This is a genomic window from Giesbergeria giesbergeri (assembly GCF_054779375.1).
The window spans coordinates 88,655-100,942 of the sequence record NZ_BAAGYJ010000002.1 but is presented as its reverse complement, the minus strand read 5'-3'; the positions used below and the strand labels follow the sequence as shown (position 1 = coordinate 100,942).

Sequence of the window (12,288 nt, the reverse complement as noted above, 5' to 3'; positions counted from 1 at the left end):
CGAAATTAGCGGGCAGCACCCGGCTTATTCGATAGACCCCAGACATAAGCGGTCAGTACGCTCAGCTGCGCTTCCGTCAATTTACCAGTGCCAGCTTGCGCAGGCATTTGGTTGACCTTGCCATTATTGATCATTGCAGTAATGGCTGCCTCACCCCAACCATGAAGCCAGATGTCATCAGTCAAGTTGGGAGCACCCACAGCCTGCATACCTTTGCCATCAGAACCATGGCAAGCAGCACAAGCCACAAACTTGGACTTACCCAGCGATGCACGCAAAGAATCGTGCGGGCTGCCAGACAAGCTCAGAACATAGTGGGCCAAGTTGCGTACATCTTCTGGGGTACCCACTGCAGCAGCCATTGGAGGCATGTTGCCAATGCGGCCCTTATGCAGAGTTTCGCTGATCTTCTCAGGGGTGCCGCCATGCAGCCAATCACCGTCTGTCAGGTTGGGAAAGCTCTTGCTACCGCGTGCATCCGAACCGTGGCACTGGGCGCAATTGTTCAGGAACAAACGCTCACCAATAGCCATAGCCTGAGGATCGGCAGCCATCTGCTCTGGAGGCATGGAGGCAAAACGGGCATAGAGAGGCTCCAGCTCCGTATTGGCAGTAGCCACCTCCTTGTCGTAAGCACCATACTGGCTCCAGCCCGCCTTGCCTTGGTAACTGCCCAGACCAGGGTAAATGGCCAAATAACCAAGGGAGAAAATGACGGTCAAAACAAACATCCACACCCACCACCGTGGCATGGGGTTGTTCATTTCGCGCAGATCGCCATCCCAAACGTGGCCAGTGGTGTTGTCACTGCTGGAGGCAACCTTTTTGCGTGCGGTCATCCACAGCAGCAACAAGCAGCCAAAAATGCCGATGAGGGTAATTCCGGCGATAAAAACCGACCAGAAATTGCTAGTGAAGTCACTCATAGTGTGTTCTCGTTCTGGTGGTGTCAGTCTTGTAGAAAGGGCAGGTGCGCTGCTTCGTCAAACCGTGTCTGGTTCTTGCGGGCGTAAGCCCAAACCCAGATGCCGATGAACATAGCAAACGAAATCAGCGTAACCACAACGCGCATGGTGGTGATATCCATAGCCGATTCCTTTCTTACTTGAGCGTCAGGCCCAGAACTTGCAGGTAGGCAATCACCGCTTCCATCTCAGTTTTACCCTTGATTTCTTCTGGTGCAGCAGCAATCTGCTCATCGGTATAGGGAACGCCCACCTTACGCAGGGCCGTCATGTGCGACGCAATCGTTGTGGAATCGACCACATTTTTTTCCAACCAAGGATAAGCAGGCATGTTGGACTCAGGCACCACGTCACGTGGATTGTTCAAGTGAATACGATGCCATTCGTCGCTGTATTTGCCACCCACCCGGTGCAAATCTGGGCCAGTGCGCTTGCTACCCCATTGGAAAGGATGGTCATACACAAACTCACCGGCCACAGAATAGTGACCATAACGCAGCGTTTCTGCCCGGAAAGGACGAATCATCTGCGAGTGGCAGTTGTAGCAGCCTTCGCGCAGGTACACATCTCGTCCAGCCAATTGGAGGGAGGTGTAAGGTTGCAAGCCCTTCACAGGCTCGGTTGTCGACTTCTGGAAGAACAAAGGCACGATCTCTACCAAACCACCAAAGGCAATCACAATCACGATCAAAACGATCATGAGGAAGTTGTTGGTTTCGATAGTTTCGTGCGAGAAGCCAGTCGAGGGGCTATGGTTGTTATCAGACATGAAATAGCTCCTCGGGACTTAGGCGTGGGCCGGTTGGGCAGAAGGAATGGCCACAGTCACGGCGCGACCAGAAGTCACAGTCATGATCACATTCCAGAGCATCATGACCATACCTGTCAGGTACAGCACACCACCGGTGAAACGAATCACATAGAAGGGATAGGTAGCCTTAACACCTTCAACAAAGGTGTAAGTCAGGGTGCCGTCGGCATTGACTGCACGCCACATCAGACCTTGCATCACCCCGGCAATCCACATTGCAGCGATGTAGAGCACGATACCAATCGTAGCCAACCAGAAGTGAACTTCAATGGCCTTGACCGAGTGCATTTTGTCTTTACCAAACAGACGGGGCACCAAGTAGTACAAGGAACCCATTGTGATCATGCCAACCCAGCCCAAGGCACCTGCATGCACGTGACCTACAGTCCAGTCGGTATAGTGGCTCAGGGCATTGACGGTTTTGATGGCCATCATGGGGCCTTCAAACGTGGACATACCATAGAACGACAGCGAAACGATCAGGAAGCGCAAGATAGGATCATCACGCAGTTTGTGCCATGCACCCGACAGGGTCATGATGCCGTTGATCATGCCACCCCAGCTAGGAGCCAACAGAATCAGGGAGAACAACATCCCCACGGACTGTGTCCAGTCGGGCAATGCGGTGTAGTGCAAATGGTGAGGGCCAGCCCACATGTAGGTGAAGATCAGCGCCCAGAAGTGAACAATAGACAAGCGGTAGCTATAGACGGGACGACCTGCCTGCTTGGGAATGAAGTAGTACATCATGCCCAAGAAGCCAGCGGTCAGGAAAAAGCCCACAGCATTGTGGCCATACCACCATTGCACCATGGCATCTTGCACACCTGCGTAGGCAGAGTAGCTTTTCATCATGCCTGCGGGAATGGCAGCACTGTTGACAATGTGCAACACCGCCACGGCCAGAATAAAGGCACCGTAGAACCAGTTGGCGACATAGATGTGGCGCACTTTACGGATGCCCACGGTACCGAAGAAAACAATGGCGTAAGCCACCCAGACCAAGGCGATCAGGATGTCAATGGGCCATTCAAGTTCGGCATACTCTTTGCCTTGGGTATAACCCAGAGGCAAGCTGATGGCAGCAGCCAGAATGACCAATTGCCAGCCCCAGAAAGTAAACGAGGCCAGTGGGCCTGCAAACAGACGGACTTGGCAAGTACGCTGCACCACATAGTAGCTGGTAGCAAACAATGCACTGCCCCCAAAGGCGAAGATCACCGCGTTGGTGTGCAAAGGTCGCAAGCGTCCATACGTAAGCCACGGAATGCCAAAGTTGAGTTCGGGCCAAGCAAGCTGAGCGGCGATGATCACGCCAACCAGCATGCCAACCACCCCCCAGACTACAGCCATGATAGAAAACTGCCGCACTATTGTGTCGTTGTAGTGCGCAGCATCTGCGTTTTTCGGTATATCCATCGGGCACCTCTTGATTTCAGAGAAAGTATTAACCGGAGAAGGAGTAGTGTTTTTGACAGTCGTCAATTATCGCGAAGAATACGTTCACCCTCCTGTTCGATGTTCTCGAATTGTCCACGGTAAACAGCCCACCACAGCCCCAGCAGGATCATCAACACCAACACCACAGACAAAGGAATCAACAAATACAGGATGTCCATGGGACGCTCTCTTCTCCATTGGTTATGCAACAACTGCGTGACTACTGGGTTGCTGAGGGGGCACCGAAGACTCCAACGCTGGCAAAGGCAAGGACAGGCGGGCGGCATTGAGCACCACCAACAGCGAACTCAAAGCCATGCCCAACCCGGCTAACCAGGCGGGCATATACCCTGCCACTGCCAATGGCACGCTCAAAGCGTTATAGCCTGCCGCCCACCACAGATTCTGGCGCACCACACGCAAGGTGCGGCGCGCCAACAACACCGCCTGAGGAATCAACCAAAGGCTATCACCCAGAACCACGAAATCGGCCCTGGATTGTGCCAGTGCTACCGACTTGCCAAAGGCAAATGAGACATGGGCACCCGCCAATACCGGCCCATCGTTCAAACCATCACCCACCATCGCTACCTGTTTGGCCTGCGCCTGCAGTGCTTGCATGGCTTGTAGTTTGTCTTGCGGTGTACAGGCACCACGCCAGTGCTCAATACCAGACTGGGCAGCCACACGGGCCACTGCCATCTGCTGATCCCCCGACAGCAGGTGAACCTGTACACCAGCTTCGAGCAAAGCACGTACGGCACTTGGAGCCTGTGTGCGCAAATCTTCGACCAGATCAAAACGGGCCAACTCTTCCAACTCGCCACTGTCTTGCTGACGTACCAGATAAACCTGCTGGGCGGTTTCTTGGGCAGAAACACTGGCATTGGTGTGTCGTGCTGAACCAAGTAACACTTTACTGACAGGCCATAACGCCTGCTCATCTTGCACCCAGGCTATCAGGCCCTGTCCAGCCACCTCCTGGACTTGCGATACTTGCCAACGCGATGCCCCAGCCGCATTGGTTTCCTCTGCCTTGGCGATCACAGCCCGTGACACTGGATGGAGTGAATGACGGGCCAGTGCCGCAGCCAATGCCAGCACCTCTTTGGCGGACAGCCCTGCCGATGGCTGCACCGCAGAGACCGACATGCCATCCCGTGTCAAGGTGCCAGTCTTGTCAAAGACCAAAGTATCCACACTGGCCAGTGCTTCTAAACCCTGCAAATTGCGCACCAGCACCCCTTGGCGAGCCAAGGTGCCCGCAGCAGAAAGCATAGCTACGGGTGTAGCTAAAGACAAAGCACAAGGGCAGGTGACAATCAACACCGAAACAGCCACCATGAGCGCATGGGCTGGGTCGGTAGGCCACCACCACATCGCCGCCAAGCCAGCAGCAACCAGCACTGCCACCAGAAAAGGGCGAGCTACTTTATCGGCCAGTTGAGCGAGCCGTGGTTTTTGCAGCGATGCGCTCTCCATCAGCGCAACAATTTGACCAAACCGGGTAGCAGCCCCTGTACCTTGCACCAACACTTCCACAACAGATTGAAGGTTGTAGCTGCCTGCGGTCACCATACTGCCTTCGGTGCGTAACACGGGTGTGGATTCACCAGTCAACAGTGCCTCATCGGCCAAGGTCTGACCCAAGACAATCTGTCCATCTGCAGGAAAGGCCTCTCCGGGCAATACGCGAATGGTGTCACCCACCACAAGACGCCGCACAGCCACCCGCTCAAAATGCCCGTCTGCATTACGCCGCTCTACACTGTCGGGCAAGCGGTTCATGACGGCTTCCAGAGCGCCTGCTGTGCGGTCACGCAGACGCAATTCCAACCAGCGACCAGTCAGCAAAAAGAAGACAAACATGGTGAGAGAGTCAAAAAACACCTCTCGACCAAAAGGCCCAGATGGATCAAATGTGCCTGCGGTGCTGACCACGAAAGTAATCACCATGCCCAGCGCCACTGGCAAATCCATACTTACCCGGCGCTGACGAATATCTCGCAATGCACTGGTAAAAAAAGGCCCACAAGCAAACAGAACCACTGGCAGCGAAATAACCCAAGAAGCCCAGCGTAATAGGGTTTCCATCTCTTGGGTCAAATCACCAGGTGCTGCCACATAGGCAGGCCACGCATACATCATGACCTGCATCATGCAAAATCCAGCGACCAACCAACGCCATAGGGCACGACGATTTTCACGTCGGCGCTGTTCACGGGCCAAGGCGTCCATTGCTGGCAAGGCTCCATAGCCTGCCTTGCGCACAGCGGCAACCCACTGAGAAGGCAGCACCTGAGTAGGCTGCCACACGACCCTAGCCCGCTGAGTGGCGGCACTCACTTCTGCCTGCACAACGCCAGGCACGGCCAGCAGAGCATCTTCAATGGTCAGTGCACAAGCAGCACAGTGCATCCCCTCCAGCACCACGTGCGACTCCCACGGCACGTTGTCGGGGGCGGCATGAGCGGTTTGATGGGCGCAGGGACGGCCAAAGGCTGCCCACTCCTGGGGGTCGTCCAGCAATTCGGTGGCGGCACCAGCGGCGGCACTATGCACCACCTGCCCCGACGTAAGGACACTCTCGGAATTCGTTGACATGTGGCAAGCTTACCCCTTTTGCATGCCATACTGGCCTGTCCGCATTATTTGATTGAACCATGTACCAACATATTCTGATTGCGACCGACGGCTCAGAGCTGTCTGACAAAGCAGTGCAAAGCGGCCTGTCCTTGGCTGCTCTGGCGGGGGCCAGTGTCATTGCCCTGAAGGTAGTGCCACGTTACCCGCGCAGCTACTTCGAGGGGGGCTTGCCTGTGGATGCACAGGATATCGAGCGTATTGAAAAACAGTGGGACGAGGCAGCACATGCCTTGGTCAATAAAATCAAGGCCGATGGTGAGGCACAGGGCGTCACTGTCCAGTCGGTGATTGCCAAATCAGACTTGGTGGCAGAAGCCATCATTGCTGCTGCAAAAAAACACGAATGCGACCTGATTGTGATGGCCTCACACGGTCGCAAGGGTATACAGCGCATGCTGTTGGGCAGCGAAACACAGCATGTACTGACCCATTCGCATATTCCTGTGCTGGTGTTGCGCTAAGCCCATCAGCCTCGGCACAGACCCTCAATTTCCCGCGAGACTGCCACCCGCCCCTGCGCTAGCTGGGCGCGGTGTTTGTCAATGCGCTTGAGATCGTAGAGGTAGTTGACCATCAAACCATACGATTGCTTGATGCCTTTGGCAGAAGGGTCTCCGGCCCAATTCAGGCGCTCAACACGGGCACCATTGCCCAAATGGAAACGCGCAACCGGATCCAGTGGTTTGCCCGCTTGCAGCTCGCACGCCAAATAGTGGGCTGCGCAGTGCAATAACCATTGCCCTAGTGCTGATTTGGCGTCAAGTTCTAAGGGTTTGTCCAGCGCAGCGAGCAGATGCGTGACCTCTAGCGTTTGCGGTGCAACCACACCCACAGCCTTGGACAATTCTGCACGGCGCTTTTCTGTCAAGGACTCCCATCTGGCACTGGCCTGCTTGTTCAACCAAGATCGAAACCCTGGAATGGGCGACAGTGTGGCAAAAGTGCGCAGCCGAGGAAATTCGGCAGACAAAGTCTCTACCACATGCTTGATCAAAGAGTCCCCAAAACTGACCCCCCGCAGCCCTGTTTGGGTGTTGCTGATGGAGTAGAAAATAGCTGTGCTGGCCCGACTGATATCTGCTGGAGCTGCGGCCTCATCCAGCAAGGGGGTGATGGAGTTGGAAAGGCTCTCTACCAAGGCTACTTCGACAAAAATCAATGGCTCATTGGGCAAATTGGGGTGAAAGAAGCCATAGCAGCGACGATCGCTATCTAGCCTGTTTTTCAAATCTCCCCAGCTACGGATGTCGTGGACAGCCTCATACTGGATTAGTTTTTCCAGTAGCGATGCGGGCGAATCCCAAGACAAACGGCGCAACTCCAAGAAGGCCACATCAAACCAAGTGGAAAAAAGTTGCTCCAGATCAGCATCTAATGCCAACAACCGCTTGTCAGCCTTGAGTCTTGGCAACAACTCTGCCCGTAGATCGACAAGAAAACGCATCCCCCCCGGAAACACCGCAAAACGTTGCAACAAGCGAATTCGGGGCGATACCAGCGCACGGCGCAGCGCAATTTCAGCCTGTGCTTCGTCTTCAGTGCCCACTGCAACTTCGTAGCCCTGGCGCGCAGCTTGCACACGCACAGGGTCGGAAGCAAACTGTTCACACAACAACCACCAAACGTCTTGGCGTTCTTCGGGTTGGGCTTGGGCATACCATACAGCCACCGCCTGTGCATGGCGGGCACCCTCCACTTCACTGACCTGCACTGCTGCCGCAGCCTGCAAGTCTGCGAGCAGCTTGCGCAACGCTCTGGGAGAGAGAGCCTCATGACCGCGCCGCAACGTAGCTTGCAACCGCTCGTGGGTGGTGCGCTGGACACCAGACTTACGGGGAGCAGGGGCCACAGTGCCACTATCGCCTGAAGCATCGGCCGTTGCTGCAGAACGCAAGCGTGAGACACTGCGCGCAATCCAGTTAGTGGCGTTGGTCATGGATGCATCTCCTCTGAAAAAAGCGGCTCATTGACAGCCAACGGGCTGCTGATCCCGACAGAATACAAGACGGTGCGCAGCTCTAAGCCGTTTTTGCTTATCGATTGCGATCTGCACGCCCCTGCGCCCACCACCACAGGCCAGCACCGCCCAGTACCATCGGCAAGCACAACCATTGCCCCATGCTCAGACCCAAAGGCAATAATCCCAGAAAGCTGTCAGGCTCCCGGAAGAATTCGGCGACAAAACGTAACAAACCATAACCCAGCAAAAAGGCTGCTGCCACCTGTCCCTGCTGGCGCTTGTGCCGTGCATACAACCACAACAACACAAACAGCAGCAAGCCCTCCAACAAGAATTGATAAATCTGGGAAGGATGGCGAGGCTGTAGCGAACCACTGTGGGCAAAAACCATACCCCAAGGCAGATCGGGATGAGAAAAACGGCCCCACAACTCTCCATTGATGAAATTACCAACCCGCCCAGCAGCCAGCCCTGTAGGCACACAAGGCGCCACAAAATCTGCCACTTGGAGCCAAGGACGCTGGCGTGAACGGGCAAACCAGATCATGGATGCAATCACGCCCAACATGCCCCCGTGGAAACTCATGCCACCTTGCCAAATGGCAAAAATTTCTAGGGGATGGGCAGCGTAATAGCCAGGCTTGTAGAACAAGCAATAGCCCAACCGCCCGCCCAAAATAACGCCCACCACCCCCAAAAACAGGATGTCCTCTACATCTTTGCGTGACCAAGCCCCAGCCCCAGAGAGATGGACAAACGGTGCATGGCGCAAACGCAAACTGCCCAGGAACAGAAACAGGCCAAAGGCGGCCAGATAGGTCAGGCCATACCAATGAATGGCTACTGGGCCCAATTGCAGGGCTACCGGGTTGATATGTGGGTAAATCAGCATGGGGGCCATTGTGCCCAAACGCTGCACCCGGCTTCATCAGGAGGACATACCCCAATGCAGGAGTTGCTGCCACTCTGTCGCCGTGAGGCGAGGCATCCAGCTATTGTGATTGGCTTCAGTTTTCATCATCAGATCTGCCGGGCCACGGCTTTTGGCTTGTGCCAACAACTTCAACCCTGTGGCTGAACCAATCACTTCATCTTGACCAGCGACCAAAATACTGACTGGCCCGGTGTAGCGATGCAGGTGTTGATCTGACGCAAAATGGTCTTTGAGCAGCCATGCCACTGGCAACATCCAGTATTTTTGGGAAGCCACTTCTGTGATACTGGTAAACGGTGTGAGCAACACCACCTTGCTGGGCGGCATACTGGCCCGAGCCGCGACCTGTGTGGCAACACCAGTGCCTAAGGATTTTCCCACCAACATCACTGGCTGATCTTGGGGGGTGGAGCGGCGCCAATGCTCATAAAGCGCCACACCTTCGTTCACTATCTGTTGCTCATTGGGTTGCCCACTGCGCCAACCAAACCCCGGATATTCTGCCAACACCATGCGATACCCCATCGCATTGAATTGCTGGTGGTATGCAAGATACTTCCACGCATTGCCAGAATTACCGTGGAAAAAAATGACGGTACCCTTGCTGGGTTGCAGGTTTGGCTCTACCACAATGGCATGGCGCTGCACATCAACCCCAGAACCCGCAGGAAGGCCAGACACAACTTGTTGCAGTGGTGCTACGGCATGTTGTTCGGGGTGGTACATCAGCCGGCCTTGCTGTGCATACATGTATGCACACACCAAAAGATAGCCTGTAACCAGCAGGGCAATGCCGTATTTTGTGGTTTGTTTTTTCTGCATTTTCTCTGGAGCTGGAGACCAGACCCCCAAGGGCATGAGGGGCAGAGTCCCCCATGCCCATGCAGCCTGGTTAGTCCGTTTTAATCATCCAGCAACGAAACGTCGCGTACTGCACCCTTGTCGGCGGAAGTCACGAGCTTGGCATAAGCTTTGAGCGCAGCAGACACTTTGCGCGGGCGCGGTTGTGCGGGCTTCCAGCCCTTGGCTTCTTGCTCAGCGCGGCGTTGGGCCAACTCTTCGTCACTCAGCAGCACATCAATGCGGCGATTGGGAATGTCGATGCGGATGCGATCGCCAGTGCGCACCAAGCCAATCGCGCCACCCGCTGCTGCCTCGGGCGAGCAATGACCAATCGACAAACCCGACGTACCGCCAGAGAAGCGCCCATCGGTGAGCAAAGCACAGGCTTTGCCCAAGCCTTTGGATTTGATATAGCTGGTGGGGTAGAGCATCTCTTGCATACCAGGGCCGCCTTTCGGGCCTTCGTAACGCACCACCACCACATCACCGGCCTTGACCTTATCGCCCAATATATTCGCCACTGCTTCGTCTTGGCTTTCGGTGACATGGACGGGGCCTTCAAATACCAACAGCTCGTCGTCTACGCCCGCGGTCTTGACGACACAGCCATCCAAGGCAATGTTGCCATGCAGCACCGCCAACCCACCTTCTTTGCTGAAGGCATGGTCGTAAGAGCGGATGCAGCCTTCGGCTCGGTCGGTATCTAAACTAGGCCAGCGCACCGACTGGCTGAAGGCCACTTGCGTGGGCACGCCACCGGGGCCAGCCATGTAAAAGGTTTTCACGGCCTCGTCAGTGGTTTGCAAAATGTCCCACTGCTTGAGGGCATCGCCCAAAGTGGGGCTGTGGACGGTGGGCACATCGGTGTGCAGCTTACCGGCGCGGGCCAGTTCACCCAAAATAGCCATGATGCCACCGGCACGGTGCACGTCTTCAATGTGGTATTTGTTAGTGTTGGGAGCTACTTTGCACAGTTGTGGCACTTGCAAAGACAGGCGATCAATGTCCTTCATGGTGAAGGCAATCTCGGCTTCTTGGGCAATCGCCAAGAGGTGCAAGATGGTGTTGGTAGAGCCTCCCATCGCAATGTCCAGCGTGATGGCATTTTCAAAAGCCTTAAAGCCGATGGCGCGTGGCAACAGGTTTGCTTCGTTGCCTTCGTAATGACGCTTGGCTAACTCGACAATCAGATGCCCTGCACGTTTGAACAGCTGCTCTCGGTCGGCATGGGTAGCCACCACCGTTCCGTTGCCGGGCAAGGACAAACCCAGCGCCTCGGTCAGGCAGTTCATGGAGTTGGCAGTAAACATGCCCGAGCAAGAACCGCAGGTGGGGCAAGCCGAACGCTCTACTTCAGCCACATCGGCATCCGACACCTTGTCATCGGCGGCCATGACCATGGCATCAATCAAATCGAGCTTTTTGATTTCGATGGTTTTGCTGCCGGGCTTGCTCAATTGCACCTTGCCCGCTTCCATGGGGCCACCCGAAACAAAAACCACTGGGATGTTCAGGCGCATGGCGGCCATCAACATACCGGGGGTAATTTTGTCGCAATTAGAGATACACACCATCGCATCAGCGCAATGGGCGTTGACCATGTACTCAACCGAATCGGCAATGATGTCGCGGCTGGGCAAGGAGTACAACATGCCGTCATGGCCCATCGCAATGCCATCGTCCACTGCAATGGTGTTGAACTCTTTGGCTACACCACCAGCAGCCTCAATCTCACGCGCTACCAACTGGCCCAAGTCTTTGAGATGCACATGGCCTGGCACAAACTGGGTGAATGAGTTGACCACCGCAATGATGGGTTTCTGGAAGTCGGCATCTTTCATGCCAGTGGCCCGCCACAGCGAGCGGGCACCAGCCATGTTGCGGCCAGCAGTGGAAGTTTTGGAGCGGTAAACAGGCATGGGAATTTTTCTATGGAGTTGACGCATCCATCCTGAGATGCTGTCTGATTATGTCCCAGCCCCATCAACCTGTTCTGGAACACTGTCAACGCGGCTTGTTGGGACGCATCCCCAAATTTTCTTTCTGTTTGTCCAAACGATCTTTTTTGCGTTGATCCATTTTTTCCATAGCCTTGCGCTTGGTGTAGCCGGTGGAATCGGCCCAGCCCCACCACAACAGGGTGAGGCCAAAAGGCGACAACACCCACCACCAAGACCACTGCGCGACAGGCCCGATCTCAAGATACTTCAACAAAGCCAACACGATTCCCAACATCAATAGGTACATGGCGAAATCCTTTACTGAGCCAAAAAGGGCCACTTTACCGGTACAACCCCCAAACCAAATCACTACAATCAGCGCAAAACAATGTAACTCAACCCGAAGAAAGCCCACCATGAAACGCTCTCTGACTCTTCTTGCCCTGACATTGTGTGCAGCTGTGCCCGCCATGGCCGATCAGGCATTGGCTACTGCCAAGAACTGCATGGCTTGCCATGCCGTCGACAAAAAGCTGGTTGGCCCCTCCTACAAGGACGTTGCCGCCAAATACAAGGGCGACAAAACAGCCGTAGACAAACTGGCTGCCAAGGTCATCAAGGGTGGTTCTGGCACTTGGGGCCCTGTGGCCATGCCGCCCAATCCACAAGTCAATGATGCCGAAGCCAAGAAGCTGGTGGCTTGGGTGCTGACCCAAAAATAAATGCTCAGGCGTCTTGCAACGCCCACT

13 protein-coding genes are annotated in these 12,288 nt (G+C 55.1%); 2 read left to right on the top strand and 11 right to left on the bottom strand.

Going from position 1 to position 12,288, the window contains the following annotated elements; genetic code table 11:
* Positions 1 to 5 precede the first annotated feature (5 nt).
* The 6 genes from ccoP to ACYVB2_RS04570 form a co-directional block, all read right to left on the bottom strand.
* Positions 6 to 926: a cytochrome-c oxidase, cbb3-type subunit III gene (gene ccoP, locus ACYVB2_RS04595; RefSeq protein WP_382431051.1), complete on the bottom strand. Its 921-nt coding sequence runs from the start codon at positions 924 to 926 to the stop codon at positions 6 to 8.
* Positions 927 to 949: 23 nt separating this feature from the next.
* The gene (locus ACYVB2_RS04590; protein WP_382431053.1) at positions 950 to 1,087 is read right to left on the bottom strand and encodes a cbb3-type cytochrome oxidase subunit 3; all 138 of its coding nucleotides are present in this window, start codon (positions 1,085 to 1,087) and stop codon (positions 950 to 952) included.
* A gap of 14 nt (positions 1,088 to 1,101) precedes the next feature.
* The gene (gene ccoO, locus ACYVB2_RS04585) at positions 1,102 to 1,734 is read right to left on the bottom strand and encodes a cytochrome-c oxidase, cbb3-type subunit II (RefSeq protein WP_382431055.1); all 633 of its coding nucleotides are present in this window, start codon (positions 1,732 to 1,734) and stop codon (positions 1,102 to 1,104) included.
* Between the two features lie 18 nt (positions 1,735 to 1,752).
* Entirely contained in the window at positions 1,753 to 3,195 is a 1,443-nt protein-coding gene (gene ccoN / locus ACYVB2_RS04580; protein WP_382431057.1) for a cytochrome-c oxidase, cbb3-type subunit I, read from the bottom strand.
* A 62-nt stretch (positions 3,196 to 3,257) separates the two neighbouring features.
* Positions 3,258 to 3,395, bottom strand: coding sequence for a cbb3-type cytochrome oxidase assembly protein CcoS (gene ccoS / locus ACYVB2_RS04575; protein ID WP_300076935.1), 138 nt, complete (start codon positions 3,393 to 3,395; stop codon positions 3,258 to 3,260).
* A 22-nt stretch (positions 3,396 to 3,417) separates the two neighbouring features.
* A complete protein-coding gene (locus tag ACYVB2_RS04570) occupies positions 3,418 to 5,820 on the bottom strand; it encodes a heavy metal translocating P-type ATPase (protein ID WP_382431059.1) in 2,403 nt (800 codons plus the stop codon).
* Positions 5,821 to 5,879: 59 nt separating this feature from the next.
* Between ACYVB2_RS04570 and ACYVB2_RS04565 the strand changes: the two genes are divergently transcribed.
* The gene (locus ACYVB2_RS04565) at positions 5,880 to 6,323 is read left to right on the top strand and encodes a universal stress protein (RefSeq protein WP_382431061.1); all 444 of its coding nucleotides are present in this window, start codon (positions 5,880 to 5,882) and stop codon (positions 6,321 to 6,323) included.
* Positions 6,324 to 6,328: 5 nt separating this feature from the next.
* Here ACYVB2_RS04565 and ACYVB2_RS04560 read toward each other — a convergent pair whose 3' ends face one another.
* From ACYVB2_RS04560 to ACYVB2_RS04540, 5 genes are all read right to left on the bottom strand, one after another.
* Positions 6,329 to 7,798 (bottom strand): malonyl-CoA decarboxylase, encoded by a 1,470-nt coding sequence (locus ACYVB2_RS04560; protein ID WP_382431063.1) that lies wholly within the window; start codon positions 7,796 to 7,798, stop codon positions 6,329 to 6,331.
* 97 nt (positions 7,799 to 7,895) lie between these two features.
* Positions 7,896 to 8,714 carry a prolipoprotein diacylglyceryl transferase gene (gene lgt / locus ACYVB2_RS04555; protein WP_382431065.1) on the bottom strand — a complete coding sequence of 273 codons (819 nt, stop codon included), beginning with the start codon at positions 8,712 to 8,714 and terminating at the stop codon, positions 7,896 to 7,898.
* Between the two features lie 36 nt (positions 8,715 to 8,750).
* On the bottom strand, positions 8,751 to 9,506 hold the full coding sequence (locus tag ACYVB2_RS04550) for an alpha/beta hydrolase (protein ID WP_382431067.1): 756 nt from the start codon (positions 9,504 to 9,506) through the stop codon (positions 8,751 to 8,753).
* Between the two features lie 152 nt (positions 9,507 to 9,658).
* On the bottom strand, positions 9,659 to 11,518 hold the full coding sequence (gene ilvD, locus ACYVB2_RS04545; RefSeq protein WP_460535482.1) for a dihydroxy-acid dehydratase: 1,860 nt from the start codon (positions 11,516 to 11,518) through the stop codon (positions 9,659 to 9,661).
* Between the two features lie 85 nt (positions 11,519 to 11,603).
* The gene (locus ACYVB2_RS04540; RefSeq protein WP_382431258.1) at positions 11,604 to 11,846 is read right to left on the bottom strand and encodes a TIGR04438 family Trp-rich protein; all 243 of its coding nucleotides are present in this window, start codon (positions 11,844 to 11,846) and stop codon (positions 11,604 to 11,606) included.
* 109 nt (positions 11,847 to 11,955) lie between these two features.
* Here ACYVB2_RS04540 and ACYVB2_RS04535 point away from each other — a divergent pair, with 109 nt between their 5' ends.
* Positions 11,956 to 12,261: a c-type cytochrome gene (locus tag ACYVB2_RS04535; RefSeq protein ID WP_382431071.1), complete on the top strand. Its 306-nt coding sequence runs from the start codon at positions 11,956 to 11,958 to the stop codon at positions 12,259 to 12,261.
* Positions 12,262 to 12,288: the final 27 nt, after the last annotated feature.